This window comes from Neobacillus rhizosphaerae, from assembly GCF_050477885.1.
Lineage (GTDB): Bacteria > Bacillota > Bacilli > Bacillales > Cytobacillaceae > Neobacillus > Neobacillus rhizosphaerae_A.
Genome location: NZ_JBCNAC010000019.1, coordinates 45,610 through 70,019 on the forward strand (window position 1 = coordinate 45,610; position 24,410 = coordinate 70,019).

Genomic DNA, 24,410 nt, shown 5'->3' on the forward strand with positions numbered 1-24,410 from the left:
TCTTTTCATATCTTTGTAAAATAATGTATACTACAAGAGACAATATTACTAGGTTCATAGAACCATAAAGGAGATGAAATTATGTTTCAAAAATTAAAAAATAAGTTAAAAGATCAACGTGGACTAACATTAATAGAACTACTTGCGGTAATAGTAATCCTAGGTATCATTGCGGCTATTGCAATTCCAACAATTAGTGGTGTGATTGATAGAAGTAAGGACGATGCAAAGGTTGCTGAAGCTTTGCAAATCCTTGATGCAGCACGATTAGCACATACAGATGATAGTACAAAAACATCATGGGTATATAATTCAAGTGCGGGTGCCGGAGTTGATAAAGAACCTTTATCAAAATATATCTCAAAAGTAAAAGACAAAGATTTTACTGTAAACTATAATGCAACTACTAACACTTTCACTATTACAGGTCACGAATCTGCAAGTGTTGTGAAATCTACTTATAATGATTCCAGTGTAGTAACAGAAGATGAATTAGCAACAGCAGCAAGATAATGTTTTATCTATTTTTGGTACTATATGGTTTAGTTTTAGGCTCTTTCTTCAACGTTGTTGGTCTCCGGGTTCCATTGAAAAAATCAATTGTCGCTCCACGTTCTGCCTGTCCAACATGCGGCCATCAGTTAAGAGCCTATGAATTAATACCTGTAATATCTTATATGCTTCAAAAAGGGAAATGCCGCGGCTGTCAGTCGCGGATTTCTCCTATATATCCTACTATGGAACTATTAACAGGAATTTTGTTCGTAACTGCTCCATTTGTAGTTGGATGGTCTAGTGAATTAGTTGTTGCCTTATCATTAATTTCAATGTTTATTATTATCATCGTTTCGGATATTCACTATATGATCATCCCTGATAAAATTCTCATCTGGTTTGCAGGGATTTTTTTATTGGAACGAATAATCTGGCCATTAACACCATGGTGGGACAGCCTGTTTGGAGCTATTGTAGGTTTTACTCTTCTTTTAGTTATCGCACTTGTCAGCAAAGGCGGCATGGGTTTTGGAGATGTAAAACTGTATGCATTATTAGGATTTATCCTTGGATTTAAATTGGTTCTTTTATCGTTTTTTCTTTCGACCTTGTACGGTGCTGTTCTCGGAGGATTAGCAATGTTATTTAGAATCGTCAAAAGGCGACAACCTATACCTTTTGGCCCGTTTATCGCTGCGGGAACCTTGTCCGCATATTATTGGGGATCGGAAATGATCGACTTTTATTTACGTTTTCTTAATCAAGGATTTTAACTAAGGGGTTTTTTACATGGCTTTTTCCCTCTTCTCATCTAAAAACCGAATAATTAATCTAGTACTAAATGACCACTCCATTCGCTATGTGGAATTGAAGCAAGCCAATCCTCCTGCACCCCAAAAATGGGGAGAGCGCTTCTTACCTCCTGGCATCATTTCGGATGGAAAAATTGTCGATATTGATTCTTTAGCGAACATTTTAGAAGAGTGTATTGATGAATGGAAAATTCAGCGTCGTTCTATTCGATTTATCGTACCTGACCAACTAGTCATCATTCGTAAAGTATCTGTTCCTGTAGAAATTCAAGATGATGAAATGAAGGGTTATTTGTATCTGGAACTTGGCTCAAGTATTCATTTACCTTTTGAAGAGCCTGTATTCGATTTTTATCCGCTTACAAGCAATGACAAAACAAAAGACCTTCTTTTATTTGCAGCTCCAGAACAACATGTTATGGAATATGCTGATTTATTTTCAAGTTTAAAACTAACACCAGTTGCTGCGGATATTTCTCCACTAGCCTTATATCGCTTATACCATCAGATTGGTCACCAACGTGAAAATGAAAACCTTTTTACTATTCAACTTGATTTAACAAGTGTGAATTTTTGTATTTTTGAGCGGACAGTTCCTGTTGTTATGCGTCCTTTCGCCTTACCTTTCAACTTAGAACAATGGGAAATTAAAAGAGACGATATGGGATTATTAAACTTGAAATACACAGGTGAAGCAGATGAACTAGTCATTGAGTTTGAAGATATTTTTAAAGAGATCAGTAAATTAATAGATTTTTATCGGTATGCTCTTAACAATGAGAAAAATGAAATTTCTAAGTTTCTGATAGCAGGAGATCATCCTATGCTTCAAGCAGTAACGGATGAAATGAAAGAAAGATTTGAAGTTCCAGTTGAGAGGCTACTTGTTGATTCTACTAATAAAGGAAAAAAAGGAAACGTGCCGGCAAATCTATTACTATCACTAGGTCTCGCTTTAAAAGAGGTGAATTAATGCAATGCTAGTCGAAATTAACCTGCTTCCACAGAAGGAACCGAAAAAATTTAGCTTTATCATAATGATTGCAGGACTACTTGTGTTATTCATTCTCATTGGTGGATATTATTTTTGGCAAACCCAATCCATAAGCGACGAGATCGCATCCTTAGACAAACAAATAACGATGACCAAAAAGATAGCTGATAAAGAACAGCAAAACAGTGATACAGTGGCATCTACTAGTTCTGTAAGTCAATTGAAAAGTGCCATTGAATGGGCAAGTGACTATCCTCTTCAAACCGTACCAGTCATGCAGCACTTAACATCGTTATTGCCAGAACGGGGATTTATCCAATCCTTTGCCTACACAGAAGCGGGAACAGTTACACTTACTGTTCAATTTGATAGTGCCAGGGAGGCAGCTTACTTTTTAGATAGTTTACACGAGTCTAAATGGATTGATGATGCTAGTCTTAGCTCACTATCAACGACACAATCTGAATCAGAAACTACTGCTTCTAGTGCTAATGCAGCTTCAAATAGCACAACAACATCAACGAATGCGACAACAAGTGCTTATCAGACAACCACAACTACAACAACCGCTGATGGGCAGAACACGACAGTTGGGGCAACTGACCAAACTACACAAAGCAACACAGCAGCTACAACCAATCAGACAAATGTTACTACTGCAACAACTAGTTCAACAATAAAGAAGTCTACCAACTACCTTCCACGTTATACAGGACAGTTTGAAATCAAGTTCAACAAGGAAGAAATCATGAAAAGTACGAAGAATAGCAACAAGGATGGGGAAGGAGTGAAGGGCTCATGAAGCTTTATCTCTCTAAAACACACAAATTGATTGTAGCAGTCGGAGTTCTTTTGCTAGTGTTACTCATCGTCATTGCACAATTCTTTTCGTTAACACCATTAAAGTCTGATTTAGGTATTAAACAGCAGGAATTAAAGTCAGAGCAAAAGCTGTTGGATATTGTCAGTCAAAAAAAGGCGGCTTCCTCCAAAACAACAACGGTTGACACAAAGGAGCTCCAGAAAAAACTTCCTGTTGGTCCACTTCAGGAACAGTTTATTTTAGACCTTGAAAAAGCAGAGAATGTATCGAACAGTCAGATTACTTCTATGGGATTTAGTAAGGATGCAGATGTTGCGGTTACTAGTGACCAAGCAGCTGCCGATCCAAATGCTGCCCAAGCTACAACGACAAATACTGCGCAAACAACTGCTGCAGATCCAAATGCAGCGCAATCTCAACAGCCAGCTACTCCTGTACCTGCAGGATTAAAAAAAATGACTGTCCAGTTGAGCGTGGAATCACCGAAATATGAGGATTTAGAAAAATTTATCGAAACGTTGGAATCCTTACAACGATTAGTGGTAGTTGAGGCTATTACCTATTCAGGTGGACAAGAAATTACCAGTCTGAACCAAGAAGACGCACCGATTAGCTATAGTCTAACAGTTTCAGCTTTTTATTTGCCAACTCTAGCTGATTTAGCTGCAGAACAACCAACCATTGATGCACCTGCACCTGCAGGCAAGGATAACCCATTAACTCAGTTTCCATCGACAGCAAATTCTCAGCCGTAATTAACAACACTGCGAACTTACAAATAATTTGACGAAAGTCTACGATAACAAGACGACAAAAGTCTTGTTATTTTTTTTTGCCTGTATGTTAGGATGAAACCAATGAGCTAGCGGAAGAGAGGAGTACGAATAGTGGACAAGCCTAACAAAGGCAATACAATTAAGATTAAATTAAATGGAGAACATACAAAGTTTGAAGAAGAAGCTCCAAAAAAGGAGCCAGAAGTCAGCACGAACTCAACGACAAGAATAATCAAAATAAACCCAGCCCCAACAGAATCGGATGGTCATTTAGAGACTGCTGCTGCACAGGAGTCTGTCGATGAGAGCTTTGACTGGATCATTCCTGAATCTTCTGACACTGATCTTGTGGAATATAAAATTGCCACTACTATTAATACGAAGAAAAAGGGTCCTAAAAAGAACACATCCTTTTCTTCGAACAACATTAAGAAGAATGATAGGCCGCTGGGCTCTATCTTTGTTTCAGCGACCTTTGCCATCCTCATTGGTCTAACGATTGGCATTTTCATGCTGAAGATGGTTACAGAACCAAGTAAGAAGGTGGCAACTGTACCCACTGTGGTCGAAGAAACAGGTGGAACGGAAACGACAACAACTACTGGGAAAACAACTACAGCTGTTCTCGAGCAATTAACAACCAATGTTATTCAAGGAGGTGTTTTTTCTTCGAAGGATGGAGCCAAGTCGACAGCTGAACAAATCACAACCAAGGGAATTCCCTCTCAATTAGTGGAAATGGACGGTAAGCAATTTTTATTTTTGGGTGTAGCAGATAGCATTACTACGGCAAAAACACTAGGTAACCAGTATAAAGAAAATGGGGTCAAAGAGGTTTTTGCGAAGCCATTATTAGTAGATGAAAAGAAGGTGGCTGACGTATCTGAGAAGGAAAAGGCCTTTTTAGAAGGGGCACCTACCATCTATCAGGCGTTGTCTATTGTAACTTCGAACGCCATGGTTACGAAGTCAATTCCTGAGGAATCCACCAAGACATTAACAGCTTTAGGCGAGCAGTTAAATGTAAGTGGATTGAAAAATGAGAATGTAAAAAAGCTACATGCGGAATTAACTGATGCAGACGCTAAAATTAAGGAATTTCAAAAATCAAAAGACGAGAAAAGCTTAAGTGCAGCCCAACAGCACTTATTAAACTTTTTATCAGTCTACTATTCCATGTAATCGACAAAAAAACATATTTTCCGGGAAATGAATAATAACATAAAGCCTGTCCAAATAGGGCAGGCTTTTCGTCGTCATAAACAGTGATAGAATTCAAATTCAAATGCATAATTTGACAGATTTCTTCAAAATTTAATTATATAAAAATTGTTTGCTTCTACAATTTCTGATAGGATTGAATTGTATCTCCCTAATGAAGCAAAAAAGGTAAGGTGATTGAATGCAGAACCTCATTTTAGCCTCTTCTTCTCCACGGCGAAAAGAACTTCTAGAAAATCTCCGCTTAACATTCGCAGTCTCAAGCAGTGAAGTAGACGAAAGCTTTGACCCCACTCTCTCCCCAGAGGAGGTAGTAATGGAGTTAGCCGAGCGAAAGGCACAGGCTGTTTTTAAGGACAATCAAGAAGCCTTTGTCCTCGGTTCGGACACGATTGTGGTTGCGAATAATCAAATTTTAGGAAAGCCAGCTGATGAAGCAGAAGCCGTTCGTATGCTGAAGACTCTTTCAGGTAGTCAGCATGAAGTATTTACTGGTGTTTCAATCGTGTCTCCAACGAGCAAGACCCGTTTCTACGAAAAAACAGAAGTATGGTTTTGGGAGTTAACGGAGGACGAAATCCGTTCATATGTGAAAAGTGGTGAACCGCTTGATAAAGCAGGTGCCTATGGAATTCAACAGCTCGGAAGTATGCTTGTCAAAAAAATAAATGGAGATTATTTTGCGGTTGTCGGTCTGCCAGTAGCAAGGACGATCAGAGAACTACGAAAGGCAGGCTACCAGTTACCGTATTAACCTTTTTGTGCCTTAACTCCCGAATACAGGGAGGAAAAAGATGTCGACCGAAACATTGATGATTCGTGATTTTCCACAAGACGAAAGGCCAAGGGAACGGTTTATTCAACATGGACCACAAAGTTTATCCAATCATGAACTAATTGCGATTTTACTGCGGACAGGAACAAAGGATGAATCCGTTCTGCAATTATCGAATCGCCTGCTGAACCATTTTGAAGGCTTACGGCTATTAAAAGGGGCTACGTTAGAAGAAATAACAGAAATTAAAGGAATAGGCTCAGCAAAGGCCATTCAAATTTTAGCAGCGGTAGAAATTGGCAGACGGATTTCCAACCTATCCTTCAATGACCGCTATGTGATCCGCTCCCCAGAGGATGGAGCAAAGTATGTCATGAATGATATGCGCTTTCTTTCGCAGGAACATTTTGTTTGTTTATATTTAAATACAAAAAATCAGGTCATTCATAAACAAACAATTTTTATCGGTAGCTTAAATGCCTCGATTGTTCATCCACGCGAGGTGTTTCGGGAGGCATTAAAACGCTCCGCTGCGAGCATCATAGCCCTTCATAATCATCCATCGGGAGATCCCACACCAAGCCGCGAGGATATTGAAGTAACAAAGAGATTGGTCGAGTGTGGAAAAATTATTGGGATTGACCTTCTTGACCATTTAATCATCGGTGAAAATAAGTTTGTGAGTTTAAAGGAAAAAGGGTATTTATAACACTATTGTTTTATTTGACGATACGATATAATATTAGTTATGATTTTTTAGGACTGCCTGTAAAAGGCCCAATAATTAATTAGGAAATAGACATGATAAGTAAGGCGATTACCTGCCTATTGCTATTTTGCATTTTGTATGTGTAGAAAGGGAGATACAACACTATGTTTGGAATTAGATCTAGAGACCTTGGAATTGACTTGGGTACAGCCAACACCCTCGTATATGTAAAAGGAAAAGGCATTGTTTTGCGTGAGCCATCAGTAGTTGCCATGCAGACAGATACGAAAAATATCGTCGCCGTTGGTAATGATGCGAAAAATATGATCGGACGGACACCGGGGAATGTGGTTGCTCTAAGACCGATGAAGGATGGGGTAATTGCCGATTTTGAAACAACGGCATCAATGATGAAGCACCATATTCGTCAGGCCCAAAAAAGTAATAATCCTTTTTCAGGAAAGCCATATGTTATGGTTTGTGTGCCTTCAGGTATAACTGCGGTTGAGGAGCGGGCAGTGATTGACGCGACAAGACAAGCTGGTGCGAAGGATGCTTACACCATTGAAGAACCATTTGCAGCTGCGATTGGTGCGAACCTACCTGTTTGGGAGCCAACTGGTAGTATGGTCGTTGATATTGGTGGAGGTACCACTGAAGTGGCGATTATTTCTTTAGGAGGAATTGTGACAAGCCAATCGATTCGCGTGGCTGGAGACGAAATGGATGATAGCGTTATTTCGTATATCCGCAAGAATTATAATTTAATGATTGGGGAGCGTACAGCGGAATCCATCAAAATGGAAATTGGTTCTGCGGGTATACCGGAAGGAATCGACAACATGGAAATTCGCGGACGTGATTTATTAACAGGTCTGCCGAAAACCATTGAAATCACGGCAAAAGAAATTGCCACCGCATTAAATGATACGGTCTACGCGATTGTTGAGGCTGTAAAGAATACATTAGAAAAAACACCACCTGAGCTTGCAGCGGATATTATGGACCGCGGTATTGTATTAACGGGTGGAGGTGCGCTTCTGCGTAATTTGGACAGGGTTATTAGTGAAGAGACAAAAATGCCGGTCCTAATTGCTGAAAATCCACTCGATTGCGTTGCGATTGGGACTGGGAAAGCGTTAGATCATATTCATTTATTTAAAAACAGAGCGAAAGACTCAAGATAAAAGAGGAAGCTTTTATAGGCGACGTAATTTTATCTAGAAAAAATAGAGGTGTATAATCATGCCACAGTTCTTCTTGAATAAACGACTGATTATTTTGCTTGTCAGCATTATTGTTCTCGTGGCATTGATTGGGTTTTCTTTAAGGGAGAGAGAGAAGCTTACCTGGCCGGAACAATTTATTAAAGATACAGCCGGCTGGGTTCAATCCCTGGTTTCAAAGCCTACCAACTATGTTGCCGGCTTTTTTGAAAATCTCCAGGACTTAACCAATACATATGAAGAGAATAAAGAATTAAAATCACGGATTGAAAATCTTGTCAGCCTTGAAGCAGAAGTTCAAGAACTGAAAAAAGACAACAAAGAATTGCGTGACGTTCTCGGTGAAAAAGAGACCCTGAGAGATTTGAAACCACTTCCAGCTACAGTTATTGGTAGAAATCCTGATCGTTGGCATGAAATGATTATTATCGACAAAGGTAATCTACAAGGAGTTAAGAAAAATATGGCTGTTGTTACGGCAAGCGGGTTGATCGGAAAGGTTAAGAGTGTAACCCAATTCAGTTCAACCGTACAGCTGTTAAGTGCAATGGACCCTAAGAATCGGATTTCCGCAATTGTTCAAGGAACTACCGATGTGTATGGACTTGTTGAAGGCTATGACAAAGAGAAAAAACTACTCAAGGTGAAGGCAATACCTTCTGGCGAGAAAATTGAAAAAGGCCAGATTGTTATTACTTCTGGTTTAGGTGGGATTTTCCCTAAAGGATTAATGATAGGGAAAGTAGTAGAAGTAAAACCGGATCAGTATGGACTAAACCAAACCGCACTTGTTAAACCAGGTGCCGATTTCTATGACATTAAGTCAGTGATGGTTACGAAAAGGCTCATGGCTGAGCCAGAGCAAAATGATTTAACCGGTGGGAAGGAGGAAGGATCGTGAAAAAATTCCTTCTTCCTCTTTTGTTTCTATTTTTGTTGATCTTTGAAAGTATCTTTGTTCAGTATTTACCTGATGGCATCTTGGGTAAGGATCGAATCCTTGTACCGCACTTTCTTTTTGTAGCACTGTTGTTTTTAACGATTTTTGTAGGGAAAAAGAAAGGTGTTATTTATGCAGCTATTTTTGGGCTGTTGTTTGATGTTGTTTACGTAGAAATCATTGGAATTTATTTATTTCTGTATCCATTCATTTCGTATCTTGTTTCTAAAATCATGAACATCATGCAGGCGAATTTTATCATTGCCTTCCTCGTTTCCCTTTTCGCTGTTGCATTATTAGAGGTGGGTGTCTATGAAATGGATTATTTAATCCATGTCACAAACCTTGATTTTATGAGTTTTCTTAATTTGCGTTTTTATCCGACACTTATATTAAATGCGGCTTTTATTATTTTAGCGGGCTATCCTTTAAAGAGATTGTTTGAAAAGCATTTGGATTCATTACGAGATGAATAATGAGTTTTTGCTTTCCACTTTTAGGTTCCTTGCTACGTAAGTTTTCATTTAAAAAAAGAGGAGAATGGACGCATCATGTCGAATTATTATCAGATAGTCTGTACTTTCGATTCAGAACTAGCGTAAGGACGTGCAAAATTCCTTGGTATTTACGGAAATTGCACGTTTCTAGACGGCTTTCTTAATTATGAGGTGAAAATTCTCCATGAAAAAACGGCAAAATGTTACAATAAAAGGAACGAAGGAAGGTCTTGTCCTTCATCTTGATGATAAGTGTTCTTACGACGATTTAAAAAAAGAACTGGATCAGAAGCTTTCGGCAAATTTAAGAACACAGGATGACCGACACTTAATTTCTGTAAAAGTTGAAATTGGTAATCGGTATATAACCGAAGAACAACGAGAAGAGCTAAAGTACTTAATTCGCCAGAAAAAGAATCTGGTAGTGGATGATATTGTCTCAAATGTCATCACGAAAGTGGAAGCAGAACGATTAAAGGCAGAATCGGGAATTATGACCGTATCTAGAATCATCCGTTCGGGCCAAGTTCTAGAAACCTCAGGTGATTTGCTGTTGATTGGTGATGTGAATCCTGGTGGGACCGTGATTGCGGGCGGAAACATCTTCATTATGGGCACCTTAAAAGGGGTTGCTCACGCCGGCTGTTTCGGTAATGAACAAGCCGTGATTGCGGCATCTAGCATGAAACCCTCACAGCTTAGAATTAGCGATTGCATCAATCGTTCGCCTGATTCCGCCAAAACTAGCGAAAATCGCGAAATGGAATGTGCTTACATAGATGATGATCGACAAATTATCGTTGATAGATTACAAGCTTTAATTCATTTAAGGCCAAATTTAACTAGATTAGAAGGGGGACATTAAAGTGGGAGAAGCAATAGTAATTACTTCTGGCAAGGGCGGCGTTGGTAAAACAACGACATCCGCAAATATTGGGACGTCTTTGGCCCTTCAAGGAAAAAAAGTATGCTTAGTAGATACAGACATCGGTCTTCGAAACTTAGATGTCGTAATGGGGCTTGAAAACAGAATCATTTATGATCTAGTCGATGTAGTTGAAAAAAGATGTAAAATTCATCAGGCATTAGTGAAAGACAAGCGATTTGATGGATTATTATATCTGCTTCCAGCTGCGCAAACCGTTGATAAATCGGCGGTTACACCAGAACAAATGAAAGAGCTTATTACCGAATTAAAGCAGGACTATGATTATATCATTATTGATTGCCCTGCTGGTATCGAACAAGGATTCCAAAATGCAGTGGCAGGTGCAGATAAGGCAATTGTTGTTACCACACCAGAGGTATCTGCGGTACGTGACGCGGACCGTATTATTGGTTTGCTTGAAAAGCAAAGAAATATGGAGCCTCCAAAATTAGTGGTCAACCGAATCCGTAATCATATGATGAAGAGCGGGGACATGCTGGAGATTGATGAAATCACCCAGCATTTATCTATTGAGTTGATTGGGATTGTTGCGGATGATGAAGAGGTAATTAAAGCATCAAACCACGGTGAACCGATTGCCCTGAATCCAAACAGCAAAGCATCGATTGCCTATCGAAATATTGCTAGAAGAATTTTAGGTGAATCGATTCCATTGCAGCCACTAGAAGATGTAAACAAAGGCGTCTTCACCAAACTTAAGAAGTTCTTCGGAGTAAGATAAATAGTAGCCTGTTCACAATCCACCGTGGACAGGCTTTTTTTATGAAAATTTAAATCAGTCATACTCTCATAAATTCTCTCATAGACTTGTACAAAAAAGTGGGAAAAGGGTTGATGGGAATGGCGCGGTCTACTCCGGAGGAAATACGGCGACGAATCGCTAAAAGAAAGAAAGAAATGGGCACAACAACAGCAACAAAAGGTCCAGAACGTCCAGAACGTCAAATCGCTTGGCCTGGTGACGATGATGACAAATACGGCTTTAATAATATGAGCAGCTCCAATAATGGTGGAGGGGACGACGGACATCCGTTATTTAAAAAAGAAGTGTTCTTCTTCAAAATATTGGCTTCCATCCTCCTTTTTCTAGTGGTTGCCATTCTGTTTCGCAACCAGACAACGACCTTTGATCCAGTAAGAGATTATGTGACCAGTGCAATGGACAAGGACTTTAAATTTGCCACTGTTTCAAATTGGTACGAAGATAAGTTCGGCAGACCCTTGGCGCTTCTGCCATTCTCAGAGGGAGATAAAACAGACAAAAAAGAAGAAGTGGTCCAAACAGAATTTTCTGTCCCGGCCATGGGGAAAATCCTCGAAAACTTTGAAAAAAATGGCCAAGGCATCATGATTGAAACTGGTAAAGGAGCCCCAGTCCAATCCATTAACGGTGGTGTAGTCACCTTTGCAGGAGTAAAAGAGGGAATTGGAAAAACCGTCATCATCCAGCATTCTGACGAAACGGAAACATGGTATGGAAACTTAGACGAAATTAAAGTAAACCTTTACGAATATATCGAAAAGAGAACAGTTGTTGGAACAGTTTCTACTTCAACGGGTGAAGATAAAACCAAAGGGAAATATTACTTTGCCATTAAAAAAGGCGATGATTTTATCGACCCGATCCAGGTGATCCGTTTTGAATAGAGCCATTTCATTACTCAGACATGTTCATATCCACCCCTTACTGTGGATTATCATTGCTATATCTATTGCGACCGCACATTTCTTGGAAGTGTGCTTGCTGCTAGGGATCATTTTTATACATGAAATGGGGCATGCAGCGGCAGCTTCTTTTTTTTCATGGAGAATCAAAAAAATTTCCCTCCTTCCCTTTGGCGGGGTTGCAGAGATGGATGAGCACGGGAATCGCCCATTAAAGGAAGAATTAATTGTGGTGGTGGCTGGACCGCTTCAGCATCTTTGGATGATGGGAGCAGCTTACATCTTACTTTCATTCTCGTTGATTTCTGAAGACTTATTTCAGCTTTTTATCAACTACAACTTAATGATTTTTATCTTTAATCTTTTTCCAGTTTGGCCGCTTGATGGGGGTAAGCTGGTATTTTTACTGCTCTCATTAAAACACTCCTTTCCGAGTGCCCACAGGCTGACACTTATCCTTTCATTTTTAAGTTTGGGTCTTTTTTCATTCCTAATTCTATTAATTGCTCCATCACATATAAACGTATGGGTTATTATCGCATTCCTCGCTTTTTCCCTTTACCATGAATGGAAGCAGCGGCGCTTTATTTTTATGAGATTTTTATTAGAACGCTATTATGGGAAAAAATCCAATCCAAGTGCTTTAAAGCCTATACAGGCGAATGAGCATGATTTATTGATTCACGTTTTAGAAAAATTTCAACGAGGCTGCAAACATCCAATTATAGTGGAAGCAGCGGGGAAAGAAAAAGGAATTTTAGATGAAAATGAACTTTTACATGCTTATTTTACAGAAAAACGATTAACTGATAAGATCAGTGACCTTCTTTTTTTATATTGATTATGTTTATAATGGAAGCATCTATGAAAAAAGTGAGGAAGCTGGATTGGAAACTTTACTTGTCAACTACACAACGCGGGAAAAGAGGTTGGCGTATCTCAGAAATAACCGTGTTGAAAATATCGTTATTGACCGACCAGGCAATCAATCGCTGGTCGGTAATATTTATTTTGGGACCGTTACGAAGGTACTTCCGGGCATGAATGCAGTGTTCATCGAAATAGGTGAGGAGAAAAATGCCTATTTGCACCGGGATCAGCTGCCTTCGTATGTACTGTCCGCTGAAAAACAACAGAACGTCACCTCATTTGTTCACCAGGGAGAGAAAATGCTCGTTCAGGTGGATAAGGATGCAACAGGCACAAAAGGTCCTAAAGTAACGGGGATTATTGAAATACACGGAAACCATCTGATTTATATGCCTACAGGACGCTATGTGGCAGTCAGTAAAAAAATTGCAGATGAAAAGCAAAATAGTACCCTCCGGAAAATAGGCAGTAGCCTTAAAACAGAGGACGAGGGGATTATTTTTCGGACGTCCAGCATGACCTGTACAAAAGTGGAGATTGAAGAGGAATTGATGGTACTTCGTCAACAACACCAGGAATTGCTTCAGCAAGCATCACACCTCAAGAAGCCAGGCCTCCTATCCCAAAAAGATACCTTTATGGAAATGGTACTAGACCGAGTGTCTGCCATGGAGATGGGTGATGTGATGGTGGATGATTTGGCTGTTAAGAAGATGCTCGAACAGAACAACCCGCACCTTAAAATTACTTTTTACAATGGAAAAGAAAATATTTTCTCAGTAAATAAGGTAGAGCATGAAATTGACAAAGCACTCAAACGGATTGTCTGGCTGGATCATGGTTCCTATCTTATATTTGACGAAACTGAAGCTCTAACCATTATTGATGTGAACACAGGGAAGTTTTCTGGAAAAACGGATTATCAAGATACTGTGTTAAAAACGAATCAGCTCGCAGCTAAAGAAATTGTCAGACAGCTGCGGCTTCGTGATATCGGTGGAATTGTTCTCATTGATTTTATTGATATGAAGCGTGAAAAGGACAAGCAATCCATTCTTACCCTAATGGAATCAGAGTTGTCGAGGGATGAAAAAAGAACAAAGATAATTGGATTTACTCCACTTGGCATTCTTCAAATCACTAGGAAGAAGACGAAGGTAAGCATTTCAGAGGCGTTACAAGTGAAATGTCCGGTTTGTGAAGGGACGGGGCGGATCCTAAGCGCTGAAACGGTCGCTTTCCGATTAGAAAGAGAGCTGTTAGAGCATCGTCATGCTGACTTCGAAGCCATTCTAGTTGAGACAACACAAGAGGTTAGGGACGCACTGTTAGGCGAAAATGAGGCGCATAGAGAAGTAATAGAAGACCTGTTACAGGTTAGATTATATTTTTCTATACAGCCCTATGAACGGCATTATTATCAATTAAAGCAGTTCGGTACAATTCAGGAGATTTCCCAACGAGCAATGGATTATTCGTAAGGTTCCTAAATAATAGGTTGACACTTTCGATTAAATTATGTATGATTTTAATGTTATGTTTGTAGCGCACCCGTGCTACAACCGCACAGAACAGGTACTAAGATTTCTGCAGATTTGCAGAGCGCCTGTACATGGCGAGTCTGAGTTTATAAGGAGGTGCAGTTCATGTACGCAATTATCGAAACTGGCGGTAAGCAAATGAAAGTCGAAGAAGGCCAAGCTATCTACATCGAAAAATTAGATGTTGAAGCTGGTGAGACTGTTACTTTTGACAAAGTTCTTTTCGTTGGCGGTGAAACTGTAAAAGTTGGAAGTCCTGTTGTTGCAGGCGCTACTGTTACAGCTAAAGTTGAAAAACAAGGCCGTGCGAAGAAAATCATTGTTTTCAAGTACAAAGCGAAGAAAAACAACCGTAAGAAGCAAGGTCATCGTCAACCTTACACTAAAGTAATCATCGAAAAAATCAACGCGTAAGGTGTTGAAAAAAGATGATAGGTATTACCATTTATCGTACTGAATCCGGAAAAATTCAATCATTCGAACTAAGTGGTCATGCCTTGTTCGCGGATCGTGGAAAAGATATCGTCTGTGCAGGCGTATCTGCCGTGTCCGTTGGTGCTATCAATGCGGTGCACGAACTGACTGGTGTTACCCCCGACCTTGAACATCGGGCAGATGGGTTTCTCCGCTGCGTTGTCCCGGAAGAACTTCCGGAGGACGTATATGAGAAAATCCAGATTCTTCTCGAAGGAATGGCTGTCTCATTACGATCGATTGAAGAAACGTACGGAGAGCACATAAAAATTACCTTCAAAAAGCAGGAGGTGGAATAAATGTTATTAAAATTAGATCTTCAGTTGTTTGCATCTAAAAAGGGTGTAGGTTCTACAAAGAACGGACGTGACTCTATCGCAAAGCGCCTTGGTGCTAAGCGTGCAGACGGACAATTTGTTACTGGTGGTTCAATTCTTTACCGTCAACGCGGTACAAAGATTTACCCAGGTGAAAACGTTGGCCGTGGAGGTGACGACACTCTTTTTGCAAAAGTTGACGGCGTTGTGAAATTTGAACGTTTCGGTCGTGATCGCAAAAAAGTGAGCGTTTATCCAGTAGCTCAAGAAGCTTAAGGATTACTTTGAAAACTCTAACCTGTTTGGTTAGAGTTTTCTTTTTGCTGCGAAAGTACACCTTCCATCAAAACTCTTCAAGGAAACTACTTCGTCAAGCTCATTTTTTACCACAAACCAAATCATTCAGATAAAAATGCTTACTCTTGGAAATTTTTTTGATATACTAACAGCAAACAATGTTCCGCATTTATGTAGGAGTGTGTGTATGGAGAGAGAATGGGATATCGTTGAGGTGCTGCGGCACTCACGACACGATTGGTTAAACAAACTGCAATTAATTAAGGGAAACTTGGATTTAAATCGAATGGACCGGGCAAAAGCAGTAATTGATGAAATTGTGATTGAGGCACAGCATGAGACAAAGCTTTCAAATTTACATATGCCTTTGTTTGCTTCCTTACTATTAAAATCCAATTGGGTGAACCCTTCATTTAAACTGGAATATGAGGTCTTTCAAGACTCAGAGTCAACAAAAATTGACGATGTAATGATTACAAGTTGGACAAACTCCTTTTTTTCATGTTTAAATAAGGCAATTGAAGCATTCCAGGAAAATCATTTATCAATAACAATTGAACCGCAATCAGATGGAGTTCGTTTCTTTTTTGATTTTAGCGGGATAATACTAAAAAGGGAACTGATTGAAGAATGCCTTTCTGACCAGAAGAAGCCATTAGAGCTAGAAGTGAAGGAATTCACTGAAAACGAACTCTCTGTAGAAATATTTATGCCTGCTTTATAAGGGCTTGAAGGCGTTTTCGTAAGACATCAGTTTGTTTAAAAGTGCAAGTCGGGAGGAATAAGATGTTTGTCGATCAAACGAAGATATATGTAAAAGGTGGAGACGGTGGCAACGGGATTGTCGCTTATCGCCGTGAAAAATATGTACCAAAAGGAGGTCCAGCTGGCGGTGATGGCGGTAAAGGGGCAGATGTGATCTTTGAAGTAAATGAAGGACTCCGTACCTTAATGGATTTCCGCTACCAACGTCATTTCAAGGCGCCACGCGGTGAACATGGAATGTCAAAAAATCAGCATGGTAGAAACGCGAAGGATATGGTTGTTAAAGTTCCACCGGGTACGGTAATCATTGACAATGATACAAAAGAAGTTCTAGCTGATCTTGTTGAACACGGTCAGCGTGCAATTATCGCTAAGGGTGGTCGCGGAGGTAGAGGGAATTCTCGATTCGCTACTCCGTCAAATCCGGCTCCAGAGATAGCTGAAAATGGTGAACCTGGACAGGAGCGCGAAGTAATATTAGAACTTAAGCTTCTTGCTGATGTGGGTCTTGTAGGCTATCCAAGTGTAGGGAAATCCACTTTATTATCAGTGGTTTCATCCGCAAGACCAAAAATTGCTGAATATCATTTTACAACGATTGTTCCTAACCTAGGTATGGTTGAAACAGAAGATAATCGAAGCTTTGTTATGGCAGACCTTCCAGGCTTAATTGAAGGTGCACATCAAGGTGTAGGTCTAGGACATCAATTTTTACGACATATTGAACGGACAAGAGTCATTGTTCATGTCATCGATATGGCCGCAACAGAAGGTCGGGATCCGTTTGAAGATTATTTGAGTATTAATAAAGAGTTAGAAGAATATAATCTCCGCCTAACAGAGCGTCCGCAAATTATTGTTGCGAATAAAATGGACATTCCGGAAGCGGAAGAAAATTTACAAAAATTCAAAGAACGTCTCGAAGAGGATTATCCAATATTCCCAATCTCGGCTATTACTAGAAAGGGACTAAGGGAACTTTTATTCTCTATTGCAGATAAGATTGAGGAAACTCCAGAGTTCCCGCTTGACCATGAAGAAGAGGATACAGGCGTACATCGTGTTCTCTATAAGCACGAAGCAGACCCAGAGGCTTTTTATATTACGAGAGAGCCAGATGGTTCGTTTGTCATTTCTGGTGAAAAGATTGAAAAAATGTTTAAAATGACTAATTTTCAAACAGAAGAATCTGTTCGCCGTTTCTCACGCCAGCTTCGTACTCTTGGGGTTGATGAGGCGTTAAGACAAAGAGGAGCCAAAGACGGGGATATCGTTAAGTTGATGGAATTTGAATTTGAGTTTATTGATTAGTTTCTGTAAGAGATCGAGGTAGAGAGATGAAGATGGATAACGTTGATAAAAAATTTTACCTGGTCCGTGAAGATGTGTTGCCTGAAGCGATGAAAAAAACCATAGATGTGAAGGATATGCTTGAACGTGGCAAAGCCGAATCGGTGGCAGATGCCGTTCAAAAGGTGGATTTAAGCAGAAGCGCCTATTATAAATACAGAGATACGGTCTTTCCTTTTTCCACGATTACAAAGGAAAAGCTTATCACCCTATTTTTCCATTTAGAGGATCGCTCCGGCACTCTCTCCAAACTTTTAGGAGTAGTTGCATCGTCTGGCTGTAATGTCTTAACCATTCATCAAACGATTCCACTTCAGGGCAGAGCGAACGTGACGTTGTCGTTAAACACATCGAACTTGACTTTGGGATTCGATGAAGTGCTTTCTGAGTTAAGAAAGCTTGAATTTGTAGAGAAAGTAGAAGTGCTGGGAACAGGTGCATAAATGAACCGATTGTTCATTATGCTTGGCTGTTTTCAGCCTTCTTTTTATATTCTTGGGGGTGGAGAAGAATGAAGGTTGGTTTTTTAGGACCAAAAGCTACGTTTACAGAACTCGCAGTTAAAAAGGTTTTTCCAGGATTTGATCTTATGCCGTATCGAACCATTCCTGAAAGCATGGATGCCTTAGTAGCAAAGGAAGTAGACCTTGCTGTGGTGCCGATTGAAAATGCCCTTGAAGGGTCCGTTAATATTACACTTGATTATTTAACACATGTGGTTCAGGTTCCGATTGTCGGAGAAATTACTTTACCTATTAAGCAGCATCTTATGGTCCATCCATCTAATGCAGAAAATTGGATGGAGGTCTCCAAAATCTACAGCCATTCTCACGCGATTGCTCAATGCCATAAATTCTTACATAATCAATTCAAAGGTATCCCGTACGAGGCTGTATCTTCAACTGCTGCGGCTGCTCAGTTTGTCAGGGAACGACCTGAATTAAAATCTGCTGCGATTGCGAATGAACTGGCTGCAAACGAATATGGGCTGTCCATTGTCAAAAGAAACATTCATGATTTTGATTACAATCATACTCGTTTTGTGGTTTTAACCGAAGCGGATTTTGATTTTACAGCCTTAAGTGGTTCTACTCATTATAAAACAACGTTGATGGTGACGCTTCCTGCAGATGACCAAGCTGGAGCACTTCATCAGGTGTTATCTGCGTTTGCGTGGAGAAAATTAAACCTATCAAAAATTGAATCAAGACCGATGAAGACAGGGATTGGCAATTACTTTTTCATTATTGACATTGAAATGAAACTTGATGAGGTTTTGATCCCGGGTGCTATGGCAGAGTTAGAAGCATTAGGCTGCGGAGTATCATTATTAGGCAGTTATCCATCAGTAATGGTAAAACTAGATTAAAATAAAGGACCCGCTGCTGGTAGCGAGTCCTTTTATGATTCAATTAAGTATCCTTCTTCTTTTAATGCGGCTTCGGCTTTATCTAAGACATCAATACTTGAGGCTGAAATCGTATGAAGATGGATTCCATCTGTTAATTGAGATAATAATGAAGCACCAGTATTCTGGATGTTTTGCATAAACTGTTTAACCTCTTGACGATTTGAAACCATAATCGATGCAGTTAAATCTCCGTAAACTGTGTGTTCGATTTTGACATCTTTCACTAATACACCATGGTCAACGAGTAAATTAAGCTCATTTTCAGTGTCTTCTGGTGAATGTCTGCACGCAATCGTCCTTTCAAATGTACTTTTATTGGAGTTTTGCTGTAAATAAATATAACCTTGACTGGTTGCAATAATAGGTTCATTTTTTGCCTTAAGCAGTGTTATATCTCCAACAATCACCTGTCTGCTAACATTTGTTCTACTTGCTAGCTCACTGCCTGTCAACGGTATGGGGCTGTCCTTTAGCTGTTGAAGAATGAGTGACCTCCTTTCCTCTCCCAATATTTTCTTTTGCTCTACCATATAATTCCTCCTATATCTAATTCTGTTTTACCATTCTAGCACAGTTTAGTTTAATTTAATAAAGGAACAACTTAAAATGTCTTTACAATAGTAACAATCGTTTCCCCAAGACGGACAACATCCTCAAGGGAGGTGCTTTGACCAAAAGAGACACGTATAAACTCCTTTGCTTCTTCCGTATTTAGCCCGAGTGCCTGAGTTACCTTTGCTGGATGTTGCATCCCAATCTGACAGGCGCTTCCTGTTGATATAGCAAAGCCTAATCGATTACACTCAAGCATCAACCATTGTCCCTGGATTCCACTAATTCCAAGTCCAATGATAGAAGGAAGCTGAGATTCCTCGTCAGCTTGGTAAAGCTTAATTTTGTCTTTTATTGGACAAAGGGCCTCGATAAAATTCCTCCTCAACAACTGAAAGTGAATGGTATCCTCACTCAGCCTTGCGTGAATTTTCTGTGCGGCTACTGACATTGCAGCTATGGCTGGGATATTTAACGTTCCAGGGCGGAATCCCTTTTCATGAGAGGCACCAGGAAAAAATGGTTCCCATTTAATTTTGGGATCGACGTATGCTCCCCCAATCCCTTTTGGTCCATAAATTTTATGACCAGAAAAAGATAAACTACTTACAAAAGGTGCGATGGGTTTAACAGCTATTTTACCAAAGGATTGAACAATATCGCAGTGTAGATGGATATTGTTAGCGTTACCTACTTTTGCTATTTCTTCAATCGGCTGGATTGTTCCAATCTCTGAATTCACATGTTGCAGGATGATCAAAATTGTATCAGAATTTATTGCTTGCAATAGCTGTTCTTGATCAATCAGTCCCACTGAATTAAACGGTACCAGAGTGATTTCATATCCAGCCTTTTTTAACCTGTTAAGCGTTCCATGGACAGATGAATGCTCTGCTATTCCAGCAATAATATGTTTCCCTTCTTTTTTAGGGGAGGACACCAATGCCTCAATCGCTAAAAAATTCGCTTCCGATCCACCACTGGTAAAAAAAAGGCCATTTTTATCAATCCCGATTAGATGGGCTAATTCTTCTCGACAATTTTCAAGTAATGAATGTGAAAGACCACCGATATCATGGAGACTGCTTGAATTGCCATAGTATTCTGTTGCAACTTTTGTATATACCTGTGCTACTTCTGGATCCAAAGGCGTTGTGGCAGCAAAATCACAATATATCATGAAAATTCTCCTATACTCATTTTTTGGTTAAAGCCTTAGAAACTAAAGCTCTAGTTAACTGTCCTTCTATTTTTCTATTAAAGTACTTGTTTTTAGTTTAATTGTATGTAAATATATATGTCAAGACACCTGTTATGTCAGGAGGGTCAGAACATGACAAAAGATGATGTATTAATCATTGGAAGTGGAGTTGCCGCATTGCAGCTTGCCAATCAATTAAAGCTGGATTTAAATGTGAGGATACTCACAAAAGAAAAGATAAGAACCGCAAATTCCTATCTTGCCCAGGGTGGGATTGCAGCAGCGTTGGGTGCAAACGACCACCCAACAAAACATATGGTCGATACACTGGAGGCAGGCAGATTTCACAACAATTCAGATGTGGTTCAACAAGTCATTCATGCGGCACCTACGCTTATAAAGAAGATGGCACAACAAGGCGAGATTTTTGATAAAAATCAACTGGGTGAGCTATTTCTTGGCATGGAAGGGGCGCATAGCGAAAAGAGAATTGTTCATGGCGGCGGTGATGCTACTGGTAAAAATGTCATGGAGCATCTGATCAGTCAGCTTTCGGGCAATGTCATTGTAGAAGAGAATGTTTTCGCCTATGAATTACTCCTAAATACTAAAAAGAATCGCTGTATTGGGGTTAAAGCGAAAGCCTTAGATGGGTCAATAAGAAGATTCTATGGCAACTATGTCATTATCGCTTCAGGAGGCTGCGGTCAACTATATAGCTACACATCAAACGCCAAAACGGTAAGTGGTGATGGGATTGCGATGGCCTATTTAGCAGGAGCGGAAATCGTGGATATGGAATTTATTCAATTCCACCCTACACTCTTATATGTAAACGGTGAAACAAAAGGATTAATATCGGAAGCTGTTAGAGGGGAAGGAGCAACCCTGATCACGGAGGACGGGACACCTATTATGGAGGGCGTTCATCCACTAAAGGACCTAGGCCCAAGACACATTGTCTCACAAAGAATATATGAATTTCTAAAAAAAGGGAACCAGGTTTATTTAGATATCAGTAAAATTGCGGAATTTGAAAAGAGATTTCCTTCGGTTACAACGATTTGCGAGGAAAATGGAATCCGTATTTCGAATGGAATAATCCCTGTTGCTCCAGGAAGCCATTTTTTAATGGGAGGAATTAAAACAGATTTAATTGGTAGGTCATCCATTAAGGGACTTTATGCGATTGGAGAAGCCTCCTGCACGGGATTGCACGGTGCCAATCGGTTAGCCAGCAACTCCCTTTTAGAAGGATTATATCAAGGTGACCAATTATCAAAATGGATCAATGAAGGCAGAAAAGAAGCTCAATCTTTAGATTCAATGCCATTGTATCCTTCTTCTAAAAAAGAGATCTTTAGTCTACCAGATGTCCAACAGATTAGGGATTTAATGATGGAGCGAGTTGGAATTGTTAGAAATGAAGTGAATCTTATGAAGCAATTAGCCTGGATCGACCAATACAATCCAGAAGAAATCAATTTAGATGCTTGTTCTTTAGCAGAAATGACAAAGTTTTTTATGCTGATTATTTCCAAGTTGATTACTGAGTCCGCATTAAAGAGGACAGAAAGTAGGGGTGGTCATTTTAGAAGTGATTATCCGATGGAAGATGACAAAATGTGGTTAAGGAAATCAATTATTCACAATTATAAACATGGAGTGGAGAAAACCAATGAACACACTAAAACTGCGCTCGCTACTTGAGCAATATTTTATTGAAGACATCGGCGAACAAGATATTACCACAGATTTAATTTTTACTGATGATACAAATGGGGAAATTGTTTTTCTAGCAAAAGAAGCTGGAATTTTTTGCGGTGAAGAGATTATTAAGACGGGGTTCCAGCTATTAAATACTACTATTTCAGTACAGGTATTTGTAAAAGATGGCCAGTCATTCGAAATTGGACAAGAGCTTGCACACGTTTCAGGGAAAATTGCTGATTTACTAAAGGGAGAGAGAGTCATCTTAAATCTTGTTCAACGGATGAGCGGGATTGCAACATTAACTCGAAAAACAGTTAATACCCTTGACAGTGGTCATACGAAAATTTGTGACACACGGAAGACGACGCCAGGCCTGCGTATGCTTGAAAAATATGCTGTACGCTGTGGAGGTGGTTTTAATCATCGTTTCGGATTATACGATGGAGTCATGATTAAAGACAATCACATTTCCTTTGCTGGTTCTATTACAAAGGCAGTAGAAGCTATCAGAAAAAATGCTGGTCATATGGTAAAGGTGGAAGTCGAAGTTGAGTCGGAAGAACAAGTGCTTGAAGCTGTAAATGCAGGCGCAGATGTCATTATGTTTGATAACCGTTCACCTGATGAAATTAAGGAATTAATTAAGTTAGTCCCGCCTTCTATCATTACCGAAGCCTCAGGTGGAATCCAATTAACAAATATCGCAGATTACCGGGAAACCGGTGTGGATTTTATATCGCTTGGCTACTTAACTCATTCTTATAAGGCATTAGACATTAGTGTAAAAGTTCGTTGGAACAAAGGAGAGGAGTAAAGTGAACTTTTTAGCGGCGTTAGAAAAAAATAATATGATTCCTGAAAAATATAAGCAGATGACGCGTGAAGAACTCGAAAGTCGGGTAATGGAGATAAAGAAACAGCTAGGGTCCCGTTTGTTTATTCCAGGGCATCATTATCAAAAAGATGAAGTCGTTCAGTTTGCTGATGCGACTGGTGACTCTCTGCAGCTTGCACAATTATCAGCGAAAAATGTCGAGGCAGAATTTATTGTTTTTTGCGGCGTTCATTTTATGGCAGAAACAGCTGATATTTTAACAGCTGAAAAGCAAAAGGTAATCTTGCCAGATATGCGCGCAGGATGTTCAATGGCTGATATGGCGGATATCCAGCAAACAGAACGAGCCTGGGAACGGCTTCAGGAACTTTTTGACGACACAATTCTTCCTTTAACCTATGTGAATTCAACAGCAGCCATCAAAGGGTTTGTAGGTGCACACGGAGGAGCAACGGTAACTTCTTCGAATGCTGAGAAAATGGTAAAATGGGCATTTGAGAAAAAAGAACGAATTCTTTTCCTACCTGATCAGCATTTGGGCAGAAATACTGCGGCTGATTTAGGTATAGGCTTAGACGAGATGGCCATTTGGAATCCAATAACCAATGAGTTGGAGTTCGATGGTGATATTTCTGCAATAAAAGTCATTCTATGGAAAGGGCATTGCTCGGTTCATGAAAATTTTACTGTTCAAAATGTGATTGATACAAGATACCAATACCCCAATATGAATATCATTGTTCATCCAGAATGCCGCCGAGAGGTAGTCGAGCTAGCGGATATGGCAGGCTCGACTAGTTATATAATACATGCTATTGAAAATGCTGGGTCAGGAACAGCTTGGGCGATTGGAACAGAAATGAATTTGGTTAATCGACTAATAAAAAATCATCCGGATAAAAAAATCATTTCATTGAATCCGCATATGTGCCCGTGCCTGACTATGAACCGAATCGATCTGCCCCATTTAGTTTGGAGCCTGGATACCTTGGAAGAAACACAAAATATTATTAAAGTTAGTCCGGAAATTTCCAAAAATGCAAAACTGGCACTAGAAAGAATGCTGCAAAATTCATAATAAATAAACAAAAAAAGATGCCATTTTAGCAAAGGCATCTTTTTTATATGCCTGTTTAAAGCCTTATACTGAATTGAAACACCTGTTGATTGGAGCGGAAGGAGCGTAGACTCCTGTGGGAGTA

At 39.7% G+C, this 24,410-nt stretch carries 28 protein-coding genes and 1 other annotated feature; of the genes, 26 read left to right on the forward strand and 2 right to left on the reverse strand.

Annotated elements, in window-relative coordinates; genetic code table 11:
* Window positions 1–81 precede the first annotated feature (81 nt).
* From ABES03_RS02310 to pheA, 23 genes are all read left to right on the forward strand, one after another.
* Window positions 82–513: a prepilin-type N-terminal cleavage/methylation domain-containing protein gene (locus ABES03_RS02310; protein WP_430114804.1), complete on the forward strand. Its 432-nt coding sequence runs from the start codon at window positions 82–84 to the stop codon at window positions 511–513.
* The gene (locus ABES03_RS02315; protein WP_430114805.1) at window positions 513–1,268 is read left to right on the forward strand and encodes a prepilin peptidase; all 756 of its coding nucleotides are present in this window, start codon (window positions 513–515) and stop codon (window positions 1,266–1,268) included. Before ABES03_RS02310 ends, ABES03_RS02315 begins: the two co-directional genes overlap by 1 nt.
* Window positions 1,269–1,284: 16 nt before the next feature.
* The gene (gene pilM, locus ABES03_RS02320) at window positions 1,285–2,280 is read left to right on the forward strand and encodes a type IV pilus biogenesis protein PilM (protein WP_430114807.1); all 996 of its coding nucleotides are present in this window, start codon (window positions 1,285–1,287) and stop codon (window positions 2,278–2,280) included.
* Between the two features lie 4 nt (window positions 2,281–2,284).
* A complete protein-coding gene (locus tag ABES03_RS02325; RefSeq protein ID WP_430114808.1) occupies window positions 2,285–3,103 on the forward strand; it encodes a PilN domain-containing protein in 819 nt (272 codons plus the stop codon).
* Window positions 3,100–3,879 carry a pilus assembly protein PilO gene (locus ABES03_RS02330; protein WP_430114809.1) on the forward strand — a complete coding sequence of 260 codons (780 nt, stop codon included), beginning with the start codon at window positions 3,100–3,102 and terminating at the stop codon, window positions 3,877–3,879. The genes ABES03_RS02325 and ABES03_RS02330 overlap by 4 nt, the downstream gene beginning before the upstream one ends.
* Before the next feature lie 132 nt (window positions 3,880–4,011).
* The gene (locus ABES03_RS02335) at window positions 4,012–5,082 is read left to right on the forward strand and encodes a hypothetical protein (protein ID WP_430114811.1); all 1,071 of its coding nucleotides are present in this window, start codon (window positions 4,012–4,014) and stop codon (window positions 5,080–5,082) included.
* Window positions 5,083–5,302: 220 nt separating this feature from the next.
* Window positions 5,303–5,875 carry a Maf family protein gene (locus tag ABES03_RS02340; RefSeq protein WP_430114812.1) on the forward strand — a complete coding sequence of 191 codons (573 nt, stop codon included), beginning with the start codon at window positions 5,303–5,305 and terminating at the stop codon, window positions 5,873–5,875.
* Between the two features lie 40 nt (window positions 5,876–5,915).
* Window positions 5,916–6,605 carry a RadC family protein gene (gene radC / locus ABES03_RS02345; RefSeq protein ID WP_430114815.1) on the forward strand — a complete coding sequence of 230 codons (690 nt, stop codon included), beginning with the start codon at window positions 5,916–5,918 and terminating at the stop codon, window positions 6,603–6,605.
* Between the two features lie 164 nt (window positions 6,606–6,769).
* Entirely contained in the window at window positions 6,770–7,792 is a 1,023-nt protein-coding gene (locus tag ABES03_RS02350; RefSeq protein WP_335545296.1) for a rod shape-determining protein, read from the forward strand.
* A gap of 58 nt (window positions 7,793–7,850) precedes the next feature.
* Window positions 7,851–8,732: a rod shape-determining protein MreC gene (gene mreC, locus ABES03_RS02355; RefSeq protein ID WP_430114818.1), complete on the forward strand. Its 882-nt coding sequence runs from the start codon at window positions 7,851–7,853 to the stop codon at window positions 8,730–8,732.
* Window positions 8,729–9,247, forward strand: coding sequence for a rod shape-determining protein MreD (mreD, locus tag ABES03_RS02360; RefSeq protein WP_430114820.1), 519 nt, complete (start codon window positions 8,729–8,731; stop codon window positions 9,245–9,247). Before mreC ends, mreD begins: the two co-directional genes overlap by 4 nt.
* Window positions 9,248–9,452: 205 nt before the next feature.
* Window positions 9,453–10,133: a septum site-determining protein MinC gene (minC, locus tag ABES03_RS02365; protein ID WP_430114822.1), complete on the forward strand. Its 681-nt coding sequence runs from the start codon at window positions 9,453–9,455 to the stop codon at window positions 10,131–10,133.
* A gap of 1 nt (window position 10,134) precedes the next feature.
* Window positions 10,135–10,938 carry a septum site-determining protein MinD gene (gene minD / locus ABES03_RS02370; protein WP_430114824.1) on the forward strand — a complete coding sequence of 268 codons (804 nt, stop codon included), beginning with the start codon at window positions 10,135–10,137 and terminating at the stop codon, window positions 10,936–10,938.
* A 113-nt stretch (window positions 10,939–11,051) separates the two neighbouring features.
* Complete coding sequence (locus ABES03_RS02375; protein ID WP_430114845.1) at window positions 11,052–11,864, forward strand: peptidoglycan DD-metalloendopeptidase family protein; 813 nt, start codon at window positions 11,052–11,054, stop codon at window positions 11,862–11,864.
* Entirely contained in the window at window positions 11,857–12,723 is an 867-nt protein-coding gene (locus tag ABES03_RS02380; protein WP_430114826.1) for a M50 family metallopeptidase, read from the forward strand. The genes ABES03_RS02375 and ABES03_RS02380 overlap by 8 nt, the downstream gene beginning before the upstream one ends.
* A gap of 46 nt (window positions 12,724–12,769) precedes the next feature.
* Window positions 12,770–14,233 carry an Rne/Rng family ribonuclease gene (locus tag ABES03_RS02385; RefSeq protein WP_430114828.1) on the forward strand — a complete coding sequence of 488 codons (1,464 nt, stop codon included), beginning with the start codon at window positions 12,770–12,772 and terminating at the stop codon, window positions 14,231–14,233.
* 69 nt (window positions 14,234–14,302) lie between these two features.
* Window positions 14,303–14,385, forward strand: a sequence feature (ribosomal protein L21 leader region).
* A 13-nt stretch (window positions 14,386–14,398) separates the two neighbouring features.
* Window positions 14,399–14,707: a 50S ribosomal protein L21 gene (rplU, locus tag ABES03_RS02390; protein ID WP_430114830.1), complete on the forward strand. Its 309-nt coding sequence runs from the start codon at window positions 14,399–14,401 to the stop codon at window positions 14,705–14,707.
* Between the two features lie 14 nt (window positions 14,708–14,721).
* Window positions 14,722–15,066, forward strand: coding sequence for a ribosomal-processing cysteine protease Prp (locus ABES03_RS02395; RefSeq protein WP_430114831.1), 345 nt, complete (start codon window positions 14,722–14,724; stop codon window positions 15,064–15,066).
* The gene (gene rpmA, locus ABES03_RS02400) at window positions 15,067–15,360 is read left to right on the forward strand and encodes a 50S ribosomal protein L27 (protein ID WP_191269736.1); all 294 of its coding nucleotides are present in this window, start codon (window positions 15,067–15,069) and stop codon (window positions 15,358–15,360) included.
* Between the two features lie 208 nt (window positions 15,361–15,568).
* Window positions 15,569–16,105: a Spo0B C-terminal domain-containing protein gene (locus ABES03_RS02405; RefSeq protein ID WP_430114832.1), complete on the forward strand. Its 537-nt coding sequence runs from the start codon at window positions 15,569–15,571 to the stop codon at window positions 16,103–16,105.
* A 62-nt stretch (window positions 16,106–16,167) separates the two neighbouring features.
* Window positions 16,168–17,457: a GTPase ObgE gene (gene obgE, locus ABES03_RS02410; RefSeq protein WP_430114833.1), complete on the forward strand. Its 1,290-nt coding sequence runs from the start codon at window positions 16,168–16,170 to the stop codon at window positions 17,455–17,457.
* Window positions 17,458–17,483: 26 nt separating this feature from the next.
* On the forward strand, window positions 17,484–17,939 hold the full coding sequence (locus ABES03_RS02415) for an ACT domain-containing protein (protein WP_309860371.1): 456 nt from the start codon (window positions 17,484–17,486) through the stop codon (window positions 17,937–17,939).
* Window positions 17,940–18,007: 68 nt separating this feature from the next.
* A complete protein-coding gene (pheA, locus tag ABES03_RS02420; RefSeq protein WP_430114834.1) occupies window positions 18,008–18,865 on the forward strand; it encodes a prephenate dehydratase in 858 nt (285 codons plus the stop codon).
* Between the two features lie 32 nt (window positions 18,866–18,897).
* Here the strand turns inward: pheA and ABES03_RS02425 are convergent, their stop codons facing one another.
* Both ABES03_RS02425 and ABES03_RS02430 read right to left on the reverse strand, forming a co-directional pair.
* Window positions 18,898–19,437 carry a transcription repressor NadR gene (locus ABES03_RS02425; RefSeq protein ID WP_430114835.1) on the reverse strand — a complete coding sequence of 180 codons (540 nt, stop codon included), beginning with the start codon at window positions 19,435–19,437 and terminating at the stop codon, window positions 18,898–18,900.
* Window positions 19,438–19,508: 71 nt separating this feature from the next.
* Entirely contained in the window at window positions 19,509–20,639 is a 1,131-nt protein-coding gene (locus tag ABES03_RS02430) for an IscS subfamily cysteine desulfurase (RefSeq protein ID WP_430114837.1), read from the reverse strand.
* Window positions 20,640–20,792: 153 nt separating this feature from the next.
* Between ABES03_RS02430 and nadB the strand changes: the two genes are divergently transcribed.
* From nadB to nadA, 3 genes are read left to right on the forward strand one after another with little or no spacing between them, the layout of a single operon-like run.
* A complete protein-coding gene (gene nadB, locus ABES03_RS02435; RefSeq protein WP_430114838.1) occupies window positions 20,793–22,370 on the forward strand; it encodes an L-aspartate oxidase in 1,578 nt (525 codons plus the stop codon).
* On the forward strand, window positions 22,339–23,187 hold the full coding sequence (gene nadC / locus ABES03_RS02440; RefSeq protein WP_430114839.1) for a carboxylating nicotinate-nucleotide diphosphorylase: 849 nt from the start codon (window positions 22,339–22,341) through the stop codon (window positions 23,185–23,187). The genes nadB and nadC overlap by 32 nt, the downstream gene beginning before the upstream one ends.
* 1 nt (window position 23,188) lies before the next feature.
* Complete coding sequence (nadA, locus tag ABES03_RS02445; protein ID WP_430114841.1) at window positions 23,189–24,286, forward strand: quinolinate synthase NadA; 1,098 nt, start codon at window positions 23,189–23,191, stop codon at window positions 24,284–24,286.
* Window positions 24,287–24,410 lie beyond the last annotated feature (124 nt).